We start from the raw sequence: 23,607 nt of genomic DNA on the forward strand, positions 1-23,607 counted from the left end.
AGAACTAAAATAGGGTAAGCGTTGCTCAACTGCAATAAACTAAAATGCTAAATTTGGTTCAAGTTTTGTAGTATGGTATTTATGAAGCGACTTATAACGGTTCTTTTTCTTTTGCAAGCTATATACCTACTGGCCCAACATCAGGACAAGGTGGATTTTATGCATGGGGAAGCCCAAATCTTTCCCTTGGCAAAGGAGGGCTATGTAAAAGGCTCGGTGACTTATACCTTTGATGTGCTTCAAGATGTGGATTCTGTTTTTTTGGACGCCAAGAATATGAAGTTTACGGTCATACGTTTGAACGACAGAATAGTGAAGCATGCCAACTCGGGAAAATCCATTTCCATCAAGAAAAAATTCAAGGGGGGGAAGTCGTATAAACTGGAACTTGATTATACGGCCCGGCCTGAGCAAACCGTCTATTTTATCAACTGGAACGATGACCAACCGGATAACGACCAGATATGGACACAAGGTCAGGGCAAGTATACGAGCCATTGGTTGCCCAGTTTCGATGATATGACGGAAAAGGTAGAATTTGACCTGAACCTAACTTTTGACAAAAATTACGAAGTCATTGCCAATGGGAAGCTTGTGGGAACCAAGGAAACAGATTCCCTAAAAACTTGGTCTTTTGACATGAAAGAACCAATGAGTAGTTACTTATTGGCCTTTGCCGTCGGTAAGTATGAAAAGAAGAAATTGATTTCCACGAAGGGTACACCTATTGAAAACTATTTTTATCAAAAGGACAAAGAACGAGCTGAACCAACCTATCGGTATACTAAGGAAATCTTCGATTTTTTGGAGGAGGAAATAGGGGTTGCGTATCCTTGGCAGAACTACAAACAGGTTCCTGTGCATGACTTTCTGTATGCGGGAATGGAGAATACGGGCTGTACTATTTTTTCCGATGGGTATGTTATCGATTCAGTAGCATTTACGGACAAGAATTATGTAAATGTGAATGCCCATGAACTGGCCCACCAATGGTTTGGGAATCTGGTTACCGAAAGAAGCGGAGATCACCACTGGTTACATGAAGGCTTCGCTACCTATTATGCCTATTTGGCGGAAAAGGAAATTTTTGGGGAAGAGTATTTTTATTGGAAGTTGTATGAAACTTTAACGGCACTTCAAAATTCAATAGAAAAAGGGCAGGGGCAGAGCCTTTTGGATCCAAGGGCAAGTAGTCTAACGTTTTACGAAAAAGGGGCCTGGGCCATTTTTATGCTTCGGGAGGAGATGGGGGATAGGGCCTTTAAAACGGGAATCCAGTCCTATTTGAAAAAGCATGCTTTTGCCAATGTAACTGTACCCGATTTTATTGGGGAAATGGAAAAATCAAGCGGCACGGACCTGTCCGGTTTTGTAGAAGTTTGGTTGGAGGACACTACGCTTCCTTTTGATATGGCTCGTAAAAAATTGGGTGAAAAGTCAATATCCCTAAAATCATTGTTTTCCTTGCAGGAAGAATTAAAAAAACAGGTTGGTACTGATATAGACTTTGCCTCGTATTGGAATAGTACCAACTCTATTGAACTAAGGAAGTATTTGCTTCAAAATTTTCTTCAAGCGATGCCCGGGGAAATCGTCGCTGGTGTTTTTGATTCGGATGAGTTGGAACTTCGGCAAGCTTTGGCGTTGGCCATCCAAGATGCGGGGGATTATCCCAAGGAGAAGTTTGAAAGTTTTTTAAATGATGACAGTTATATCACTCTGGAAAATGCCTTGTTCAAATTATGGATGGCCTATCCAGAGGAAAGGAATACCTATTTGGAAAAGACCAAGGGAATTATTGGGCTTCCCAATAAGAATGTTCGTCTCATGTGGCTGACCCTGGCCATTTTAACGGAAGGATATGAAGGACGAAACACCAAATTGTATTTTGATGAACTGAGTGGTTATACGGCACCGGAGTATTCCTTTGAAGTACGGCAAGGTGCTTTTCAATACCTTAAGGAGGCCTTTGGTTTCAAGGACAGCAATCTAATGGATTTGGCCCAAGCCACCACCCATCATTCATGGCAGTTCAAAAAATTCTCCAGAAATTTAATGATGGAATTGTTAGAGGACAAGGTTTATAAAGAACGTTTCATGACCCTTTTGGGCAAACTAAAGCCTGAGGAACGGCGTTATATAGAAAGTAAAGTGAAATAGGATGCGGGCAATGGTAATTTCCGGAGGAGGTAGCAAGGGTGCTTTTGGCGGTGGAGTGGCCCAGTACCTGATGCAGGAATTGGCTCACGATTACGATTTGTTTCTGGGGACTTCAACAGGCAGTCTGCTTATCTCGCATTTGGCCCTTCAAAAAATCGATAAGATCAAGGAAGTATACACTTCGGTAAATCAGGATAGTATCTTTAGCAATTGTCCTTTCCTGATTCAGAATAAACATGGGGTAGACAATATCGCCATCAATCACTGGAATGTGTTCAAAAACTTCTATAGCGGCAGCAAAACTTTTGGGGAAAGTCATAACCTATTGGAATTGATTAGGAATACCTTAACGGTCGAAGAGTTTGAAAACCTAAAAAATGGGCCAAAAGAAATCGTAGTTACGGTTTCCAACCTGTCCTTGAACCAAGTGGAGTACAAAAGCATCAATGACTACGGCTATGACGATTTTTGCGAATGGATATGGATTTCCTGCAACTATACCCCTTTTATGAGCTTGGTGCGCAAAGATGGATGTGAGTATGCAGATGGAGGCTTGGGCAATATGGTACCCATAGAGGAAGCGATCAAAAGAGGGGCAACGGAAATAGATGCCATAATTCTACAGACGGAGGTCACCCATTTAAATCGATTGCCGTCCAGGAACGCATTTGCCCTATTGACTAATATGTTCGCCTTTATGCTGGACAGGATAGAGCGGCAGAACATTCGTATCGGGAAATTTGTGGCCAACCATAATGATGCTATTATTAACTTTTACTATACTCCAACGGTATTGACCACCAACTCCCTAATTTTTAATAAAAAGAAAATGACCAATTGGTGGGAGAGTGGCTTCAACTTTGCCAAGCACAAGAATATAGAGCTCAATCAGATCGAACCCGAAGTGGAATGAAAGTTGTTACTACCTGCATAAATGTTCAGTGAACTACCCAACGTTTACATATCATAGTTTTGGATGAATGTTGAAATTGTTAGGGTTTACTGGGTTATTGAGTTTTTAGGTTATTGTGGTGGTATAGTAAAGTGATAACTTGGTAACCCAATAACCCGGCAACTTTTGAAAATCGAGATATTCGTAGAGACTGATGGGCGATGTTAGCGCACACCAAAAGTGAATACTTTCCGTAGGGCTTCAACTAACGATCGCGACCGATCAATTATTTTCACCCCGTTGGAATTGATCACCAAAGCTCCCCAATTTCCCTTTTTACAAAAGAAAGGGCCGTGGCCGAAGGGGATTGTTTGTCCATGGTCTGGTTTAAGATATCCTCGCGAAGTTTATCGGATGAATCGGTATCGCTCAGGGCCGCTTTCCGGATCATTTGGATGGTTGCGCTTTTGGCTGCCTTGATAATGTTCCAGCATTCATCCGTCATATAAATTTGCTGGGACAGATTGTGGTCAAATTCATTTTCAATGTTTTTGATCAACAAAGCTTCATATTCATTTTTATCCGCGGATTTCGGGGAAATCCGTACCACCAAGCTTGGAATTGCAATACGTTCCAAAAACAAAGCCATACGTTCATAGGCCTGGAGCCGTATGGGCAGTGTATTTTTTTGGGAATCCTTGTGCAGCAGAAATCTTCTTCGACCCTCTTCATTGTTGGTATGTAAACGAAAAAAGTAAAAAGCAACTGCACCGGTAACTACGGCAGGCAATAAATAAGCGAACAATTGAAAAATTCCGTCTCCTGTCATGGTTTTGGTATTTAGTTATTGCAAGTAGAACGATGGATTTTTTAAAAAAGTATTTTAAGGAAACGAACAAAATCGACAACTCTATTTTTGGAAAGATGAAAGAGACTTTCCGAGCAGTTATCCATGCTATTTCCTTAAAATTTTATTGTTCGTCAATACCGCTAGGACATCTTCTTTTTTGCTTCTACTAATCGGTATTTTTTGATGCGATAGTATCAGTTGATTACCACTTATGGCCTTCACTTTATCCAATGCTACAATATACGATTTATGCACCTGATAAAAACTTTTGGACGGCAGTAGATCTATCACATTTTTGAGGGGAACAAGAACCATGTGATTGGCAGATGTCGTATGGATACGGACGTAGTTCTGCATTCCTTCTATAAATAAAATTTCATCGTATTCTATTTTTATCAATTCCTTATCCACCCGTACGAACAAATAGTCTTGTTCTTCCCTGTTATCCTTCTTTTCTACGTCGGAATTTGATGTTTTTTTACCTTCAAATACCGTATAGGCCTTGTTGCAGGCTTGGAGAAATCGTTCTGGAGAAATTGGCTTTACCAGATAATCGATGACGTCGAATTCGAAACTGTCAATAGCGTATTCCGAATAGGCGGTCGTAAAGATCACTTTGGGCGGATGTGTCAGGGACTTTAAAAAATCCATACCAGTGATCAAGGGCATTTCAATATCCAGGAACAACAAATCTATTTGCTCCGTTTTTAGTAAGGTGTTCGCCTGTATGGCATTGATACAGGTTCCCTTCAAGTCCAAAAAATCTATGGCCTCCACATAGCTTTTAAGTCCCCTACGAGCAATGGCTTCGTCATCAATTATGATACAGCTAATCTTCATTCAGGTCAAGTTTTAAATCTACCAAAAACCTGTTTTTTTGGGAAGTAATCTGCAAACGATGTTTTTCATTGGGATACAACAGATTCAACCGTCTTTTAACATTCTCCAGGCCAATACCACCGGTACTGTCTTTTTTGATTTTAAATGTGTCATCAAAAGTATTGGATAGCTTCATGTTCAAAAATCCGTTTTCCTGAATTGCCAATTCTAAAGTTATATGATTTTTCTCCTTGTCCGAGTGATGACTCAGATATTTGAATGCGTTTTCTAAAAAAGGGCTGATGAGCAAAGGGGCGATTTTGTATTTCCTTACATCCGGATTTTCCTCGATTTTAGGAATAGTAAAAGTGAAAATGGCATCTTCTCCCTTACGCACTTTTTCAATAGTGATGTAGTTTTTTAGGTAACCTAACTCTTTTTCAAGGGATATATAATTTACGCTGCAATCGTACAACTGATAGCGCAATAAGCCTGAAAATTGCAGTAAGGTGTTCTTTGCAAGGGTATTGTCCTCCCCGATTAAATGATAAATGCTGTTAATGCCGTTAAACAAAAAGTGGGGATTTATCTGTGCCTTTAAAAAATCAAGTTCCGAACGCAGCTTATCCTTTTCAAGTTGGCCTTTTTGTTTTTCCGATAACAACCAATCCTTTGGTAATCGATAAGCAAATGAAAGGATCCAACACGATGCATTTGGTATTATTGAAGATGCAAATATCATGAACAACCATTCAAAAAGTAAGCCTTTTGATCCTTGCATTATTTGCATTTTGGCCAGCTCATAATTTTGGCTTACCACATAAATAATGTCGAAAATCGCTTCCAAGATTGAAACTCCCAAAAGGGTGGCGGACGCAAGTAACCAATATCGTTTCTTATCCCCTTTGCCAAAAAACTGGGGGATGAAACTATAAATGTTCAAGTAAAATATCAGCGCCCCGAGTGCCGTACCATAAAACAAGGGTATGATAAGGGAACCATCTTTTCGATCAAATACGCCCCATTCCAAGTCAAGGGTTTCATGGTTGATAAGCAAAATGAAGATTATCCAAACGAAACTATGTACAATGACTCTTTTATACTTCTTCATACGATCTCATAGATACTCTAAAGGTATGGTTTGCAAACAGTTCGCACAATGTATGGTATTGATTTATCGTCCGGAAAAACTATTTACGAAATGCCACAAATTGTTGACCAATGGCAGAATAAGGTCAAATCCACAAAATGACATATTTCGTCAATGTAGGACTGCCATTAGTAAACAATCTTTTGATACCCTGGCAAAGCACCCTTCATTTACCGAAAATTTAAAAACAAAAACAAATGAAGACGTTATTTTTTTTAGCCTTGATGATATTTTCAATGGGTATGACAAGTTGTTCAAAGGATGATCTTGATGCTCTCCCAACCTCCAAAGTAGAAATCGGTACTGCAGGTGATGAACTTCTGCTGCCCAATACACAAAAAATTCTTGACGAGTATAGTATTCCGGCCATCGCCGGTATGACTATCAAGTCCGGTAAGATTCTTGAAAAGATAGAGCTAGGAAGACAAAAAATCGATGAAACAAACCCCATTGTGGATGGTAGCAAATGGCATATGGGGTCAATTACCAAATCAATGACAGCTACCTTGACCGGGATTTTGATTGAAGCTGGGTATTTGGATTGGAATACAAAAATTGGAGATATTACTACCGAAGGCTATTTGGAAGAATATCAGGGTGTAACTATTTATGAGTTGCTTTCCCATACCGGTGGAATAACTGCTGAAGATTATCCTACGCACCCTTTGGACGAGAGGCCCGTGTCAGTGCAAAGACAGGAATGGGCGTTGGCCGCCTTGAACGTACCTCAGGGAAATGTTGGCGAACATGTTTATAGCAATAGTAGCTATGTCATCGCCGGTGTGATGTTGGAATCCATAATGGGGATAAGCTGGGAAGAACTTATTACCACGTATCTTTTTAAGCCGTTGGAAATGAATGACACAGGTTTTGGGGCGCCGGGCAAGGAAGGTGGGTTAAATCAACCTTGGGGGCATAAACGAACAGGCAGCAAATGGTTGGCGATGGCCCCCACGGACGTATACTCGGATAATTCCGCGGCCCTAGGCCCCGGCGGAACGGTCCATACTACTTTACTCGATATATCAAAATATGCCAACTTACATTTAGGGAAGACCACTCTGATTCAGGCTTCCACCTTGGAAATCTTACATACTGAAGTCAAGAACTCAGGGTACTCGTTGGGATGGGGTGTAACGGAATATGGGATTGCCCACGCCGGAAGCAACACGCTTTGGTTTGCACAATTGTTCATCAACTTGGAGGAGGAGGTGGTAAATTTTAGCGTTACCAATAGCTACGACCTTGAAGGCACTATTTGTATTCCCGCTGTGCAAAAAATGATGTCGGTAATGGGGCAGCGGTTAGAGAATTCTTTATAATCCATTTCCTAAAAAACGTACCAATGAGATTAAATCCGATTATTAGGTTTTTGTATATCATGATGTTGGGAATAGCGCTAATCAACTGCGCTACTACCCAAAATACACAGCGATCCAATACCAATGGTAAAAGTGTGGAATATATACTAATGGGGAATGGTTCACCCACCTTGGTTTTTGAAACTGGGATGGGGCCATCTATCAGTACCTGGGATAAGATATTGGACTCTCTTTCCAAACATACACGGATTTATGCATACAATAGGCCCGGCTACGGCAATAGCAATGTAAAAAAACCTCCTAGGAATATTGTGGAAGCAGCACAGCAATTGCATGCCAACCTTGTAAATGAAGATATAAGGCCGCCCTACATTCTTGTAGGGCATTCCCTGGGTGGTTTACTGGTAAATATGTTTGCAAGATTGTACCCAAGGGAAACGATAGGTGTAATTTTCATTGATGCTTCCCATCCCGAACAATTTGAGTATTTCAAAGCGGATCAGAAGTTTCTTCATACCATGCTGGTTACCTCAACAAGAAAGGGCGGAAGGAGTTATGAGTATGATTTGATCTCTTCGGCTTCGGAAGATTTTCAAAGTGTTCCACAGTTTCCAAAAATACCGGTTTCTGTGTTAACCGCCGGAAAATCCTCCCCTTTGGAAAATAAGAAGCTCCGCACAAAATGGCTAGAATTCCAAAAAGATTTGGTCAAGCTAGGTCAAAACAATGTACATAGGATTATTGAGAATAGCGGGCATTATATCCATAGGGACAATCCCACTGAGACTATTGCTGAAATCCTGATTATATTGGATCTGGCCAAAAAAACTGACGAATAGTTAAATTGGAACAAAAGTCTCGTGTTAACTGCTATTGGCCGTTTTTCATATTCTCCTTGACCATGAGATAGAAAGCCTGGTAGCTGGGATGCAACTTTAGGCTAATACCCTCTTTGAGATTACCGTCCCGTCCTAAAGAAGTAATACGTTCCGGGGCAATGGCAAAGTCCTTTTGGAGGACCGAGGCTATGGTTGCAGCCTGTTTTCCAGGTAGATCCAAATCCCCTGTCATACTAAGTCCCTCAACGGTAAGGGCTACATTGGGATTTACATTGAGGATAGCCGCTATTTTTTCCATCCATGCTTTTCCTTCCTCGGTCAAGGTGCTATCCATATCCGTACCAAATAGGGAAGCCAGGGTGGAAGATATGACCACAGCCCCATTGGAAACAGCTATTTTTGCATTTTCTCCTAGGGTCTGCTTGGCATTGGTGAGTACCACGATTGCCGTAGAATCATTTTTGGCAATGGCATCCTTCATGGCCTTAAGCTGACCCTCTTTAGCCTGAAGACTGGCCATAGCGCTATTGGCGATATCCGAATTCTTATTGGAAACCTTTGCAAAATTGTTCAGGTTTGTTAGCAAAGTGGCATTGGCATCCTGCAATTCGTTGACCTGGGCCTCCAAGGCTTCAGCCTTTACCACACTGGCCTTTTCGATTTTTTTTGCGGTAAATAGCTCGGTTTTTACGGAATCAAGTTCCGATTTTAAATTGTCGATCTCGGCAATCAATTCGCTTTTACGTTGTGCTGTTACTTGGGAAACCGTAATGGAAACCAGCAAAAGGGTGAGTAATAATCGCATCATAGACTATTTGGATTTAGCTTATACTCGCAAAAGTAGGGTATTCATTGATTTTCTGAAATACCTTTCCACCTAAATATTGGCAATCCAGGAGTTCTTGCATGCCGTTAAAGGGAACCACGGCCTTTTCATAACCGTAAGTCGATTTTAAATCACTGTGCAGATAGTCGTCGTCCACATTAACATGGATATCTTCCATGGTAAACTGACAAGGGTGCTCGTACCCAGCCGCATGGGTGATTTCCAAGAATTCTTTCCGAAAGGTCTTGAAGTATTGGGCCAAACGATCAGCTTTAAGGGGAACACTTATGCCGCGTTGTAGCCACTTGTTTTGGGTTGCTATGCCAGTGGGGCATCTATTGGTATTGCAAATTTGGGCCTGAATGCAGCCAATGCTCATCATAGCCTCCCGCGCCACATTGATGCAATCGATACCCATGGCAAAGGCCATAGCCGCCTTTGCAGGGAAACCCAGTTTTCCACTTCCGACAAAAACTAGGCGATTTGTTAAGTCCCGTTCCTGGAAGATTTTGTACAGGCTCGAAAAACCGTATACCCAAGGTAAAGAGACGTGATCCGCAAAACTGGGTGGTGCCGCTCCTGTACCTCCCTCGCCACCGTCAACGGTAATGAAGTCCGGCCCCTTTCCGGTTTCTATCATTAAATCGGCCAATTCCTCCCACTGGTCCAGTTTTCCAATGGCCCCTTTAATGCCTACGGGAAGCCCGGTCCCTTCGGCAATTTCTTCTATCAGTTCGAGCAATCCGGATATAGTCTCGAAGGCAGAATGTGTTGCTGGAGACAGTACGTCCTTTCCAACTTCTACACCACGGATTTTGGCGATTTCCTTACTGATCTTGGCCGCTGGCAAAACGCCACCTTTACCGGGTTTTGCCCCTTGGGAAAGCTTTATTTCAATAGCCTTGATGCATGGGTTTTCAGCGGTTAGTGATACTAATTTTTCCAAGGAGAAACTACCTTCTTCGTTCCGCACCCCGAAATATCCGGTGCCAAAATGAAAAATGACGTCTCCACCTTGCTTATGGTAGGGAGAAAGGCCACCTTCTCCAGTGTTATGATAGGCGCCGCTTTTGGCAACTCCTTTGTTCATTGCCTCCACGGCGGCGGCCGAAAGCGATCCAAAGCTCATGGCCGAAACATTGATGACCGATGCCGGACGGTAGGGTTTTCTTCTTTTATTGAATGCACCGATTACCTTGGCGCAAGGTAAAAAGGTCTTGTCCTTGGTATTGGGGTGATTTGCAGGAACCTGGAAGGCCAGGAGCCGGTTTTTGATAAAAATGTGCTGATGGGCATAGATATCACGATCCGTTCCAAACCCTTCGTAGTTGTTCTCTTGTTTGGCCGATGCGTAGATCCAACTTCTTTCGATTCGATTAAAAGGTAATTCCTCACGGTTGTTGGCTACAAAGTATTGCCGCATTTCCGGACCAATACTTTCCAACCAGTAACGCAAGTGGCCCACAATGGGATAGTTATGCGTAATGGTGTGTGCCCTTTGCAAAAAGATATCACGGATGGCGATGAGGCCCAAGGCCATTAAGACCCATACCCACCAGGGAATGTTGTAAACAAAGTCGAGAAAGGAATCCATATGTACGCTTTAATAACTTAAATTTTATAAATCTAAAATTAACCCAGAATATAAAAAGAACTATTAAAAAGCTAGTTATCGAAATAGTCAATGCTCATTTTGCCCAAGGTTTTTATATCTAAAAGAAAACCACTTTCATCAGTCAGGAAATCGGGGGTATGGTGGGGAAACGAGCCTATAATTTCCAGGTTCATACCCAAACAAAAGACTATAGGACTGGCTATTTTCATTGATATTTTGGTTTTCTGAATAGAGGTCATACATCGGTCTTGATAGTTTTAAAACAATAGTGCAGGGAAAACGCGATATATGAGCAGTCCATAATAATATCTTTCTATTGCCGACTATTTAGGAAGTTCCGAAGTATTTCTCACCTTTTCCACTTCTTTGGTGCTTACGGAATCGGCATTATTTCCAAAACTCCGTCGAATATAAGTAAGTATTCCGGCAATTTCGGCATCCCCCAAAAATTTATGCGCTGGCATAACGCCGTTGTAGATTTCCCCATTCACTTCAATTTCGCCTTGTAGCCCGTTAAGGACTGCATCTATCAACCTTTTTTTATCGCCGGTCACCCAATCCGTTTGCGCCAAGGTCGGAAATCGGCCAACGGCCCCCATACCATCCTGTTGATGACAATTACCGCAAAAGGTATTATAGGCCTTTTGGCCACTATCCAAACCTCTTTGAAGATCATCCTCCACTTTGTCAGGAGTTCGGATATGGGACAAGGACTTTCGTTTTTCCATGGGTACTAATTGATTCGGGCCGAAACGTTTTTTATCTCCCTTGAACATCACCCGCCAAATTTTACCCTTTTTGGATTCGGTAATGTACAAGGAGCCATCGGGCCCCTCAGCCAACCCGACAGGACGATAATGGGCATCCCTGGTATTGACTATGGGATCTTCTACCGGAAAACCATCGGCAAATACTTCCCATTCCCCTATGGGTAATCCATTTTTAAAAGGCACAAAACAAACAAAATAACCGGATTGGGGGTAGGGAGCCCTGTTCGTGGAGCCATGGAAGGCAATAAAGGCCCCGTGTTTGTAGCGCTCCGGAAATTGATTTCCTTTATAAAATAGCAGGTCGTTGGGTGCCCAGTGACCGGGGAAACCCATTACGGGCAGATCCATTGCCTCACAACGGCCAATGACTTGGCCATTTCCCCCATATTCCGGGGCCAATACTTTTTTTTCCTGTATTTGATCATAGTAACAATAGGGCCATCCGTAATCTGCCCCTTCCTCAATACGTAAAAATTCTTCCGACGGAAGCAAAGCACTTTCCCATGGGGTAAAACGGTCTGGAAACAAGCTATGAAGGTTGTCCCTACCATGCATTACAATGTACAAGTGATCGTCAACAGTATTCCAATCCATGGCCACCACACTACGAATACCGGTGGCGATTCGTTGACCATCTTTTTGGGTCAGGCCTATTTTATCTGCATCAAATCGCCACACACCTCCATGCAGCTCCAATTCCGGGCAGGGATCCAAACCGGTACCTCCTGGAGAACCATTTGGGGTTCCGGCAAGATCTTGACAGGCGTTAGAAGGAGTACCAAAAGGCACATACATAAATCCTTGATTATCGAAAGAAACCGGTTTGGTAATATGCCAATGTACGCCATGGGGATGATCATCGGTAAGGACCACCTCAGGTTTGCCATCCGGGATCAATTTTTCCGGATTCAATTTATATCGATACAATTCCAGTGCCGTGCTAAAATAGAGATAGCCTTTATGGAGTGCCATACTGGTTCCATAGAGACTACGTTTTGAATCCACCCCACCGAATTTTTGTATGATATCGGCCTTCCCATCCGCTGTCGTATCCCGTAGGGCAACATTGCCCCCGTAAAGGCTATCCGAGGAACTTAACTTTACATAGATATCCCCATTTGAATTTACTGCAAGGTGCCTTGCGCGGCCTATGCTATCTGCAACGACCAATGCCTCGAATCCATCAGGAAAATAGAGACCGCCATTATCCGGGTCACTCGGCGGTAAATAGACCCGTGAGTCGCATTGATGCAGGAACGGGAAAAGCAAAGTGATCAGTATTGCCCTCAAAATCAAAGAAAATGCCGATTGATGTCTAAACTCGTTCTTCATGAATCATAGGCCGATTTATTATTTTCCAAAGAAATTGCCCAAACTTTCAATGCTCGAATTTCTTAGCTGTTAGGCCATTTAAATCCCACACTACTTTACCTGCCCTCAAGGTCAATTCGGCTACCAATTTTCGATTTCCATCAATTCGGTTTCCAGCGGCGTCCACATAACCAAATTTGCCTTCTTTTATGCTTAACAGGACGATATCTGCATCCGCTCCGATACTTAAATTTCCCAAATCCTCCCTACGGATTGCCTTGGCCGGATTCCAGCTTCCCCTGAGAAGTACCGCTTTTAAGGGCATACCCATATTTAGATATTTGGACATGACGTTGAGCATATCCTTCATTCCGGCGTTCACGCTAAAGCGATGGAGGTCCGTTCCAAACGTATTGGGCCAAAACCCCTGCTCCAATGCCGGTATAGCTTGGTCGAACCAAAATCCGGCACCGCCATGGCCCACATCAAAGAGAATTCCTTTTTTCTGCGCTTCAAAGACCAAGGGCAGCACCTTTCCCGTTGTATCGACCACAGGCCTGCGCTCGGAGATATTCTCAAAGGAATGAGTAATAATATCACCCGGTCGCATACGGTCTAGTTGATCTTTTAAAGAGTACTGGGGCAAGTGGCATTCTACAAAAAGAGGCCTATTTGTATTTGATGTCACTTGCAAGGCCCTGTCAAAAGGTTCCCAGGACTTTCCTTCAAAGTGACCTATTTTTATGCCTACGATAACATCGGGGTATTTTTCTACCATCTCAATAGCTTTATGTGTATCCATGGTAGAAACATCCTCCTGTAGGGAATTCCCGGTCATTCCCCAACCGGCTATATTCAAAAAAACCAATATACGGGTCTTGGATTGGTCTATGACTTGTTTTTTGAACTTTGGGAAATTATGGAATCCCGATGTCCCGGCGTCCACTACCGTAGTAATACCCGCACGAAAAGTAAAATCATCGGGAGATAAACTATAGATACCATCCGCAAACACCCCAGGGGTACTGCCAACGAAGACATGGGTGTGAATATCGATCAGACCAGGACAAACATACATTCCCGTGGCATCGACCGTCTTTTTCGCATTCTTGCTAGAAATACGATTGGCGACCTGATGTATTTTGCCATCTATAATGGCCACGTCCATAATGGTATCCAATGAATTCTTTGGATCGAAGACATGACCATTTTGAATCAAAAGGTCTATTTGCTGGGCGTGGATTGTTCCAAAGGCGGAAAACAAGAAAAGGGCCATTGTTCTTTTTACGGCCGAACCCAAAAAAATATGAAATGAATACTTATTTCTCAAAACCCACTGCGCCAAGGCCGTTTAAATCCCATACAATTTTTCCAGCACGTAAGGTGAGTTCAGCCTCTAGTTTTTGGGTTCCCTTAACTCTTTTGCCTCTTACATCCAAAAACCCGAAATCCCCTTCCCTCATATTGAATACCGCTACATCGGCTTCGGAACCCACACTGAGATGGCCCAGATCTGGTCTACTGATTACTTGGGCCGGTGCCCAGGTAGCACGATGGATGACATCTTTCAAGGGTACTCCCATGGCCATGAACTTGGAAAGAACGTTTGCTAGATTCTTCATACCGGCATTCATGCTCTGGGTATGCAGGTCGGTACTTATTACATTGGCCAGAAAACCTTGTTCGGTTGCCGGAACGGCCTGTCTCCAGGAAAAGGCACCTCCGCCGTGACCCACGTCAAAGATGATTCCTCGCTCCTGTGCCTTGAACACAAAGGGTTTTACCTTTCCTTTTTCGTCCACAATGGTTTCCCGTTGTCTGGGACCGTACGAATAGCTGTGCGTAAAAATGTCTCCGGGTCGCAGGTGTTCCATAAATAAAGCTTCGATGGAGTTCGGGGGATCGTGTTCCCCAAAATCCACCATGACAGGTACTCCTGCCTTTTTACCAGCTTCAACGGCAAGGTCTACTTGTTGGAAATCGCCCCAATAATGGGCAGCTTTGATACCAACAAGAATATCGGGAAATAGTTTGGTTATACAATGAGCGGTCATTACAGGGTTCATATCGGAAACGTCCTGTTCCTCGAACCTGCTGCGCATTCCTGTTCCCACAATGTTCAACAATGCCAAAACCCTGGTTTTTGCTTTGTCTATTGTCTGTTCCTTAAACAACTTGAAATTGCGCCATCCCGAAGATCCGGCATCCACGACCGTGGTCACTCCGGATCTAAATGTAAAACCATCAGGCATAACACTGGTGGCCCCATCGGCGATATAGGCACCGGGCTCGTTGCCCATAAAAACATGAACGTGCATATCAATAAGCCCCGGGGTTACGTACAATCCGGAAAGATCAATAACCTGTTTGGCACTTTCTATCGGAATATTCGATTTGACCTCTTTAATTTTGCCATCGGCTATGCCAATATCCATCGGGCTGTCGATATTATTTTTGGAATCGATCAAGTGCCCTCCCTTTAATAGGATATCAAGCTCTTGTCCCTGTAGATTAAAAAGGGTAATCAGAAAAAAGAGCAAAAAGGAGGAACGTATGGAGCTGAATGCTTTTGGGCTTGGCATGATTAAAACTGAATTTTGTTTTCTAAGTAGCTAGGGGAGGTCCACCCGGAATAACAATGGGCGTGTTTTCCTCACTGTATTTTGAACGCTTGGCCGTGAATTTAGCGGTTAGGTATTCACCAAGAAATATCGAACCTTCCATGGATTCACCTGAAGTTTGTGCTGAAAACCAGTAGCTTATGTGATTCCCCGGTATACGGTAGTTACTTCTAAGTTTTACGGATTCCCCTTCGACCATACCCATGATTTCCTGCATCGAAAAATCACTTTTGTGAAGCCCTTTGATCCAATTTCCTTTTTGTTCCAAGAAGAACATATGTGTACTCTTACTACTTAAAAAATTAATGTCTACTTCCCAATGTCCGGTCAAATCTACCTTAGCTGCGGCCATCTTGTCCGATTGTGGTGACCGTTTTTGGGACAAAATACCGAACAATCTATCCGCTACCAACTTGGCATTTCCGGGGCGCATTTGATTAGGTGTGATATTGATTGATGTAAAACCCTCCTTATTGGAACTTCCTATGGCAATCCGGGGTTGGTTCCGTGCCACTTCCTCGGCTACCTCATCGCCGGTAATATGCAATTGATCCGGATTCCATTTTATATGGAGTACCGGAGCGTAATTGGAGCGCCCCTCAGGTTGCTTTACTTCAGTGGTAACTCCCTGGATTTTTTCCATTTTTTTCGAGATTTCCTCGAGCCAGGAAATCCAAGTAGCCCATTCCTTTTCATGGTCTCGTGTAGTCCAGGCCTCTACCGCCGCTAGCATACCCAGCATTTCTTCTTTCCCTACTTTATTATCCCGACCAGGGCCATGATGGGGCGAACTCGCCTGCCATGCGGACATCAGTAAGTCCTTATCCCCCAACAACAGACCGGCACATTGTGGACCACAAATAGCTTTTCCGCCACTGTAGGCCACAACGGTTGCGCCCCGTTCCAAATGAACACATGGGATGGTCAGGTTCTCGGCAGCTGCATCCAATAAAACGGGTATCCCATGAGGTTTGGCAATTTCTACGATTTTCTCCAAGGAAAGCGGTTGACCTTTTTCGGAACGCTTACCTGAGTTAATATAGATCATTGCGGTTTTGGAATTTATGGCCCGCTCCATCTCTTTGGGGGAATCCACCATGATTATGGTAACACCCACATTACGGATGGCATGGTCATATACATTTCTGGAATACCGGGGAATAATTACCTCCGTTTTATCCAGTTTTTCAAGATTTGGGATTTGGATAAGCTTTTCGGGATTTCCCCCAGCAACGCAAGCCGCGGTCACATGCTTTAGCCCTGCGGCACAACCCGCTGAGACCATACCCCAATCGGCCTTGGTCAATTCCGCCAATCGCCTGCCGATACCAAAGGCCAATTCATCGTATTGTACGAAATATCCCGAAGCCGCTTCCATGGCTTCCAGTACCTCAGGTCTTTCGGTTGACCCTCCTAAAATGGTAAATGTTCCACGACAATTGATTATGGTGTCTATTCCCAGCCCCTCATAAATGGTTTGGGTAGGGGAGAACAGACTTTTGTTTATGGGGAAAGGTCCTCTAGGCGCATTGCCCAAAAGGGATTCACTAGCTAAAAAGCTTCCGGCTATGGGCAATACACCCAGATGCTTCATAATCTCTCTTCGATTCATGCTGAATAATTATTGTGTACGGAAATATGCTTATAGGCTTTCTTTAAATGTACTAAAAAAAGAAATTGGTTTCTATTGCACGGATGTATCAATACACTTAAAGCTAGTACCAATCATCCTATACAAGGCAAGTATGCCGTTTGTTTATAATTCCAAAAAAGATGATTTTAGGATGAGGGTATTTATGGTTAAATTCACCTACTTAAATCGCCATAGCTTGAAGACGTTTTTAGATGAACTTAACGAAGCGCAAAAGGCCCCCGTTCTACATAAGGATGGCCCACTTATGGTCATTGCCGGAGCGGGATCGGGCAAGACACGGGTCTTGACCTACCGAATAGCGCATTTAATGGGTCAGGGTGTGGATGCGTTCAATATTTTGGCCCTTACCTTTACCAACAAGGCGGCACGAGAGATGAAAAAGCGGATTGCCCACATTGTCGGTAATTCCGAGGCCAAGAATCTTTGGATGGGCACCTTTCATTCCGTTTTTGCAAAATTATTGCGTTTTGACGGTGATAAACTAGGCTATCCCAGCAACTTTACTATTTATGATACCCAGGACTCCCAACGCTTGATCGCGTCAATTATAAAGGAAATGGGATTGGACAAGGATATCTACAAATACAAGCAGATACAGAACAGGATATCCTCATACAAGAATAGTCTGATTACGGTAAAAGCCTATTTCCAGAATCCTGAATTACAAGAAACCGATGCCATGGCCAAGAGACCCAGGCTGGGGGAGATCTATCAGAACTACGTGGATCGTTGTTTCAAGGCTGGAGCCATGGACTTTGACGATTTGTTGTTGCGCACCAATGAGTTATTAAATAGATTCCCCGAGGTGTTATTAAAATATCAGGATCGGTTTCGCTATATTTTGGTGGACGAGTATCAGGATACCAATCATTCCCAATATTTAATCGTAAAGGCATTATCCGATCGCTATCAGAACATCTGTGTAGTCGGGGATGACGCCCAAAGTATTTATTCCTTTAGAGGGGCCAATATCAGCAACATCCTAAATTTTCAGCGCGACTATGACGAGGTGGCCGTATACCGATTGGAACAAAATTACAGAAGTACGAAAAACATTGTAAATGCTGCGAACTCCATCATCGCCAAGAACAAAAATCAATTGGAAAAGGTGGTATGGACGGCCAATGATGAAGGTGCCACCATTAAAGTGCATAGAAGTATTACGGATGCCGAGGAGGGTAGGTACGTAGCAAGTTCCATTTTTGAGAATAAAATGCAGGAACAATTGTCCAATGGCAATTTTGCCGTACTCTACCGTACCAATAGCCAATCCCGTGCCATTGAGGATGCGTTGCGAAAAAAGGATATTCCCTATAGAATCTATGGAGGACTTTCCTTTTATCAGCGAAAGGAAATCAAGGATGTCCTTTCCTATCTCCGTTTGGTCATCAATCCCAAGGATGAGGAGGCTCTAAAACGAATTATCAATTTTCCGGCAAGGGGTATCGGACAGACCACTTTGGATCGATTGACCGTTGCCGCCAACCATTATGGGCGCTCCATTTTTGAGGTAATTGAGAAGCTGGATAAAATCGATCTGAAAATCAACGCCGGTACAAAAAGAAAATTGGAGGATTTTGCTAACATGATCAAAAGCTTCCAGATCATGAACGAAAGCACGGATGCCTTTACCCTGGCCGAACACGTCGCCAAGAAAACCGGTATATTGCTCGAGTTCAAAAAGGACGGCACTCCGGAGGGTATCGCCCGGATGGAGAATATTGAGGAATTGTTGAATGGTATCAAGGACTTTGTCGAAGGTCAAAAGGAATTGGCGGACGCCAAAGGGGATCTTACCGAGTTTTTGGAGGATGTTGCCTTGGCCACGGATTTGGATCAGGATACCGGGGATGATGACCGGGTCGCCTTAATGACCATCCACTTGGCCAAAGGATTGGAATTTCCCTATGTCTACATCGTAGGGATGGAAGAAGATCTGTTTCCCTCGGCCATGAGTATGAACACACGTAGTGAATTGGAGGAAGAACGGCGATTGTTCTATGTGGCCCTGACTCGTGCGGAGAAACAAGCGTATTTGACCTATACGCAAAACAGGTACCGATGGGGAAAACTGATCGATGCGGAGCCTAGTCGGTTTTTGGAGGAAATCGACGAAAAATATATTGAAAATCTTACTCCGATCGAGAATACCTATCGTTTTAAACCTTTGGTGGATGATTCCATTTTCGGAGAGGTGGATAAAAGTAGGTTGAGACAGTACAAGCCGGTAAATGGCGAACCGCCAAGTGCACGGAAACCCAATGAGAAACAACTTCGGAAATTACGAAAGCTAAAGCCGCAACTTGCGGTACCTCTGGATAATACCAATGCATCGGATTTAAATCTGACCGAAGGTTCCCTGGTAAACCATACGCGATTCGGGAAGGGCAAAGTCTTGAAAATAGAAGGCGTGGGCAATGACAAAAAAGCCGAAATCCAATTCGAAAAGGGCGATATCAAGAAACTTTTACTGCGTTTTGCCAAATTGGAAGTTTTGTGATTCCAGTTTTGGATTTTCGCAAAGGCGATGGATTGTTTTATGTTTGAAATCTGATTACTGGATTATGTTGGATTTATGTTATAAGGAAATCAATGTTTTGGGCTGGATTCTTTTGTTGTTTTCCGGTTACGGAACCCTAGCACAAGAAGTACGGGACAAACCTGCAAATGATACGGATTACTGGAATAGGGCCGAGTTGATCTGGAGCGATGAATTTGATGGAGAATCACTTTCCATGGATAACTGGAAATTTGAAACAGGGCAGCATGGTTGGGGAAACAACGAATGGCAAAATTATGTAGCGAACGATAACGTAGAGGTAAGCGAGGGAACCTTAAAAATAACGGCAAGAAAAGTAGGCAGAGGCCAAAAAGTAGGGGATTACACCTCCGCGCGGCTCAATAGCAAGAGGGCGTTTACCTACGGAAGAATGGAAATTAGGGCCAAGATTCCGAAACATAAAGGGAACGGATTATGGCCTGCGCTATGGATGTTGGGCAGTAATATTAGAACAACAGGATGGCCGGATTGTGGGGAAATCGATATTATGGAATATGTAAGCTTTGATCCGGATAAAATGCATTTCTCAATCCATAGTAAGGCCAACAATCATATAAAGGGAACACAAATAACTTCAGGGGCCCTGAATTTGGAAACCATTGAAGAAGAATTCCATAATTACGGTGTACTTTGGACGAAGGATTACTTAAAATTCTATATTGACGACTTGGACAATATTAAATTGACCTTTCCGCGTCCAGCAGTTTCAAATTCAGGGAATTGGCCATTTGACAAGCCCTTTTACTTTTTGATGAATATTGCCGTAGGTGGCAGTTGGGGTGGACGGGAAGGAGTTGACGATACTATTTTCCCAGCAGTAATGGAGGTGGATTATGTACGGGTTTACCAAGTTAAATAGAAAGCTCCATGGCTGATTTCATCAAGATATACGAAGCTAATCCCAACCCTAGGGAGATAGAAAAGGCCTTGGACATCCTACGTAAGGGAGGTCTGATCATTTACCCAACGGACACTGTATATAGCCTAGGCTGCGACATTACCAATTCCAGGGCCTTGGAAAAAATAGCTCGGATAAAAGGGATAAAGCTGGCCAAGGCCAACTGGTCCTTTGTATGTGCGGATTTGAGTAATCTATCGGACTACGTGAGGCAAATTGATACGGCTACCTTTAAAATCCTGAAACGGGCCCTACCCGGTCCATATACCTTTGTATTACCGGGCAACAACAATCTACCCAAAGACTTCAAAAAGAAAAAGACCGTGGGAATACGGGTGCCGGACAATGCCATTGCCAAGGCACTGGTGGACGGTTTGGGGAATCCCATCGTTTCTACCTCTATTTATGATGAGGATGAAGTATTGGAGTATACCACGGATCCTGAACTAATATTCGAAAAATGGCAAAATCAGGTAGATCTGGTCATTGACGGGGGATATGGTGGCAACGTGGCCTCCACAGTAATCGACCTTTCCCAGGGAGAACCTATCCTTTTACGGGAAGGAAAAGGGGATCCCGATGTTTTTTGAACCAACGGCTATTCTTCCCCGTCCTCCTGCTCAATGGACAGATCTGGATTGGCAGGAACATAAAGATTTCCCGGATCTTTGGTTTCTCCAATGACCTCTTCTATCTCCTTTTTTAAATAATTCAGATGGGCCTTGGTCATTCTATGGGTGATTACGGGAATGGTACCCTTTATCTTTTGTTGTAGCATGGTAAGATTGTCCAGGGCCAATGAACGTACATCGGTATTTGAGGTATAACCTTCGGAAAGTTTGGCAAGAATACCTTCAACAACACCTTCTGCCTCATTGGGTTTGTACAAGGTGATCATATTGGCAACGTAGGCCTTTTGTAACTTTCGTCGATAAGGGTCTGTAGCATAAAAAACGTTCATGTCTCCCCAAACCAATTGAAATAAATCGTCCAAGTATTCCTCAGGGGAATAGACATCCTCGTCCTCATACCTTTCTGCAATAAAGGTCATTCTGCTCATTCTACTGCCGCCCAATAGGTTCATAACAACGCTTTCCATGGTCTTGGTAATGGATTCCTTGGACTGGGGGGAAAATGTCTTGTTTAGAATTTCATTGTTGATCAGCCATTTGGGTTCCTTAAAGATATGATTGTTCAAGAAGGCCAAAGCTTCTTTTTGGGATTGTTTTGTAACGGGGCAATACACCTCTCCCGGTTCACCCATGGTTTTTGGGGTAACGTAAATGCCACCAATGTTTTTGGCCACATGAAAAAGATAGTTCTCATATTGCTTTATAACGCTTTGGTACACCTCATCCAATCCTGAATAATCGTCACTGCTTTTTTCCTTGGTCCATTCGGTCAAAAAAGGAACAATACGCTGTAGGTTCATGATCCCATAGTTACTTGCCACCATGGCATCATCTCCCAAGTCTTCGGTCTGAGATCTGGGGTCAAAATCCCGACCCTCGCCTCCAAACCACAATCTCGGATTGGAACCAACGCTGTCAACAACCCACTGATTCAGCATTTCCCTTTCCGCTTCCTCATCCAAATTATTTGGAACGTTGGCATATCCCCATTGAATGGCCCATTTATCATAATCCCCGATACGTGGCATTAAATCCTTAGGGGGAATGCTGTCCTGAGGCTGTGCTACATAATTGAAACGGGCATAGTCCATAATAGAACTTGTATGGCCATTTTTCCTCAGCCATTCCACATCCCTCAGTTTTTCCACCGGAGTAGCATGGCTGGCCCCCATATTGTGCCGAAGCCCTAACGTATGGCCTACTTCATGAGAAGCTACAAAACGGATAAGTTCGCCCATAAGTTCTGTGTCGAACTCCATTTTTTGGGCTCTCGGATCAACAGCACCGGCCTGTACCATATACCAATTGTGAAGTAGGGTCATTAAATTATGATACCACCCAATATGACTTTCCAGGATTTCACCGCTCCTTGGATCCGTTATGTTGGGCCCATAGGCATTTTTAAAAGGAGAGGCAAAGTACCGGAGTACCGAAAACCTGGAATCCTCCAAACTCATTTCGTCATTATCCTTGGGCCAATCCTTTCCAATAATGGCATTCTTAAACCCGGCCTGTTCAAAGGCCTGTTGCCAATCGTTGATTCCTTGAATGAGATAGGGTCTCCACTTTTTTGGGGTAGCAGGATCTAGATAAAAAACAATGGGTTTTTGCGGTTCGACCAGCTCTCCATTTTCCCATTTTTCCTTATCCTCAGGTCTGGGTTCCAGTCGCCATCTGTGGATATAGGTATTACGGTCTACCTTCTGCTGTTCATCGCCATATTCCAGATACGAACTGGCAAAGTAGCCTACCCTGGGGTCATAAAACCGTTTTCTCATAGGCATCTTGGGCAACAGGATGAACGAATTATTTATCTCCAAGGTAACCACTCCCGACAAGGTCGCTGCCGGCAACATTTTTTTTGTTTTGCCCTTGCTTGTTTTGGCTTTGTAGGTCTTAACCGATTGTATTTCGGTGTTTATTGGAAAGGACTTAATACCCAAAATATAGGATTTATCCTTTTCCAATGAAGTAAGCTTGTAGGATTCTTTTTGCGCACTATTGAGGGCTAGCAAATTGTTTTCACTATTTATAAAATTCGTTACTTCAATCAGGGAGGATTTCCTCTTTTCATCGCGACCCTTTATTTCAAAAGTTTCCAAGATCGGTGTAATTGTGGAATTGTTTACTGCCCTTGAAATCTCGTCATTCTCATTGGCCACGCTTACCAAGGTAGCTATACGAAGAAAAATGTTGTTGGAAGGTCCTTTTTCCCAAAAGATCGTTTTTTGCCCAATCTCTTCCCCTCCATAATTCTTGGAACCGGCCGGAGTCTTAATAAAACGGGTCACGACCAGTATTTCCCTTTGTAGGATACTATCCGGAATTCCAAAATAATAGTTATCCCCTAATCGGTGAATCGAAAAAAGTCCCTCTTGGGTTGTTCCCTCTTTTAGGATAACCTTGTCCAAAGTCTTGGAGCTTGAAGCGGATTCGGGCCGGGAAGAAATTTTTTTGTCGTTCGCCGCTACCGGCCTTAGAAGATTGCAAGAACTTGCAACCAGTAGCGCCCCTATTAGTCCAAAAAATAACCTCATACGTAAGCTAACGTTTTAAACAAAATTATAGTATTCTTTTGTAGTGGTTGGCATGGACTATCTTCAACAAAGGTAGTACAAAATAGGAACGGGATGGCAATTCCGAAATTACGGAAAGGTCGGGGTATAAAAAAACCGCAACAATTTTGCT

General features: G+C 43.3%; 18 protein-coding genes. 7 read left to right on the forward strand and 11 right to left on the reverse strand.

Going from position 1 to position 23,607, the window contains the following annotated elements:
* Positions 1 to 81 precede the first annotated feature (81 nt).
* Complete coding sequence (locus tag ACO06Y_RS16075; RefSeq protein WP_422080015.1) at positions 82 to 2,160, forward strand: M1 family metallopeptidase; 2,079 nt, start codon at positions 82 to 84, stop codon at positions 2,158 to 2,160.
* Position 2,161: 1 nt separating this feature from the next.
* A complete protein-coding gene (locus ACO06Y_RS16080; RefSeq protein ID WP_422080016.1) occupies positions 2,162 to 3,073 on the forward strand; it encodes a patatin-like phospholipase family protein in 912 nt (303 codons plus the stop codon).
* A 289-nt stretch (positions 3,074 to 3,362) separates the two neighbouring features.
* Here the strand turns inward: ACO06Y_RS16080 and ACO06Y_RS16085 are convergent, their stop codons facing one another.
* From ACO06Y_RS16085 to ACO06Y_RS16095, 3 genes are all read right to left on the reverse strand, one after another.
* Positions 3,363 to 3,881 (reverse strand): hypothetical protein, encoded by a 519-nt coding sequence (locus ACO06Y_RS16085; protein WP_422080017.1) that lies wholly within the window; start codon positions 3,879 to 3,881, stop codon positions 3,363 to 3,365.
* Between the two features lie 126 nt (positions 3,882 to 4,007).
* Positions 4,008 to 4,742, reverse strand: a complete 735-nt coding sequence (locus tag ACO06Y_RS16090) for a LytR/AlgR family response regulator transcription factor (protein ID WP_422080018.1) — start codon at positions 4,740 to 4,742, stop codon at positions 4,008 to 4,010.
* Positions 4,732 to 5,832, reverse strand: a complete 1,101-nt coding sequence (locus tag ACO06Y_RS16095) for a sensor histidine kinase (protein ID WP_422080020.1) — start codon at positions 5,830 to 5,832, stop codon at positions 4,732 to 4,734. The genes ACO06Y_RS16090 and ACO06Y_RS16095 overlap by 11 nt, the downstream gene beginning before the upstream one ends.
* 236 nt (positions 5,833 to 6,068) lie before the next feature.
* On the opposite strand from ACO06Y_RS16095, the gene ACO06Y_RS16100 reads away from it, so the two are divergent.
* Positions 6,069 to 7,193: a serine hydrolase domain-containing protein gene (locus ACO06Y_RS16100; protein ID WP_422080021.1), complete on the forward strand. Its 1,125-nt coding sequence runs from the start codon at positions 6,069 to 6,071 to the stop codon at positions 7,191 to 7,193.
* A 23-nt stretch (positions 7,194 to 7,216) separates the two neighbouring features.
* Positions 7,217 to 8,032, forward strand: coding sequence for an alpha/beta fold hydrolase (locus ACO06Y_RS16105; RefSeq protein WP_422080022.1), 816 nt, complete (start codon positions 7,217 to 7,219; stop codon positions 8,030 to 8,032).
* Between the two features lie 31 nt (positions 8,033 to 8,063).
* On the opposite strand, the gene ACO06Y_RS16110 is transcribed toward ACO06Y_RS16105, so the two are convergent.
* From ACO06Y_RS16110 to ACO06Y_RS16140, 7 genes are all read right to left on the reverse strand, one after another.
* Positions 8,064 to 8,840: a hypothetical protein gene (locus tag ACO06Y_RS16110; protein ID WP_422080023.1), complete on the reverse strand. Its 777-nt coding sequence runs from the start codon at positions 8,838 to 8,840 to the stop codon at positions 8,064 to 8,066.
* 13 nt (positions 8,841 to 8,853) lie between these two features.
* The gene (locus tag ACO06Y_RS16115; protein WP_422080024.1) at positions 8,854 to 10,452 is read right to left on the reverse strand and encodes an FMN-binding glutamate synthase family protein; all 1,599 of its coding nucleotides are present in this window, start codon (positions 10,450 to 10,452) and stop codon (positions 8,854 to 8,856) included.
* Between the two features lie 71 nt (positions 10,453 to 10,523).
* Positions 10,524 to 10,682 carry a hypothetical protein gene (locus ACO06Y_RS16120; protein ID WP_422080025.1) on the reverse strand — a complete coding sequence of 53 codons (159 nt, stop codon included), beginning with the start codon at positions 10,680 to 10,682 and terminating at the stop codon, positions 10,524 to 10,526.
* A 114-nt stretch (positions 10,683 to 10,796) separates the two neighbouring features.
* Positions 10,797 to 12,575 carry a c-type cytochrome gene (locus ACO06Y_RS16125; protein WP_422080027.1) on the reverse strand — a complete coding sequence of 593 codons (1,779 nt, stop codon included), beginning with the start codon at positions 12,573 to 12,575 and terminating at the stop codon, positions 10,797 to 10,799.
* A gap of 46 nt (positions 12,576 to 12,621) precedes the next feature.
* Positions 12,622 to 13,830: an amidohydrolase/deacetylase family metallohydrolase gene (locus ACO06Y_RS16130; RefSeq protein WP_422080028.1), complete on the reverse strand. Its 1,209-nt coding sequence runs from the start codon at positions 13,828 to 13,830 to the stop codon at positions 12,622 to 12,624.
* A gap of 43 nt (positions 13,831 to 13,873) precedes the next feature.
* Positions 13,874 to 15,136 carry an amidohydrolase/deacetylase family metallohydrolase gene (locus ACO06Y_RS16135; protein WP_422080029.1) on the reverse strand — a complete coding sequence of 421 codons (1,263 nt, stop codon included), beginning with the start codon at positions 15,134 to 15,136 and terminating at the stop codon, positions 13,874 to 13,876.
* 22 nt (positions 15,137 to 15,158) lie between these two features.
* The gene (locus tag ACO06Y_RS16140; RefSeq protein ID WP_422080030.1) at positions 15,159 to 16,787 is read right to left on the reverse strand and encodes an aminotransferase class V-fold PLP-dependent enzyme; all 1,629 of its coding nucleotides are present in this window, start codon (positions 16,785 to 16,787) and stop codon (positions 15,159 to 15,161) included.
* A gap of 172 nt (positions 16,788 to 16,959) precedes the next feature.
* Here ACO06Y_RS16140 and ACO06Y_RS16145 point away from each other — a divergent pair, with 172 nt between their 5' ends.
* The 3 genes from ACO06Y_RS16145 to ACO06Y_RS16155 all read left to right on the forward strand — a co-directional run bounded on the left by ACO06Y_RS16145 (position 16,960) and on the right by ACO06Y_RS16155 (position 20,877).
* Positions 16,960 to 19,329, forward strand: a complete 2,370-nt coding sequence (locus tag ACO06Y_RS16145; protein WP_422084189.1) for an ATP-dependent helicase — start codon at positions 16,960 to 16,962, stop codon at positions 19,327 to 19,329.
* A gap of 64 nt (positions 19,330 to 19,393) precedes the next feature.
* Complete coding sequence (locus ACO06Y_RS16150) at positions 19,394 to 20,248, forward strand: glycoside hydrolase family 16 protein (RefSeq protein ID WP_422080031.1); 855 nt, start codon at positions 19,394 to 19,396, stop codon at positions 20,246 to 20,248.
* An 8-nt stretch (positions 20,249 to 20,256) separates the two neighbouring features.
* Positions 20,257 to 20,877, forward strand: a complete 621-nt coding sequence (locus ACO06Y_RS16155) for an L-threonylcarbamoyladenylate synthase (RefSeq protein WP_422080032.1) — start codon at positions 20,257 to 20,259, stop codon at positions 20,875 to 20,877.
* Positions 20,878 to 20,885: 8 nt separating this feature from the next.
* On the opposite strand, the gene ACO06Y_RS16160 is transcribed toward ACO06Y_RS16155, so the two are convergent.
* On the reverse strand, positions 20,886 to 23,456 hold the full coding sequence (locus tag ACO06Y_RS16160) for a zinc-dependent metalloprotease (protein WP_422080033.1): 2,571 nt from the start codon (positions 23,454 to 23,456) through the stop codon (positions 20,886 to 20,888).
* Positions 23,457 to 23,607 lie beyond the last annotated feature (151 nt).

The sequence above is a fragment of the Ulvibacterium sp. genome (assembly GCF_965228935.1).
In the GTDB taxonomy this organism is placed as follows: domain Bacteria; phylum Bacteroidota; class Bacteroidia; order Flavobacteriales; family Flavobacteriaceae; genus Ulvibacterium.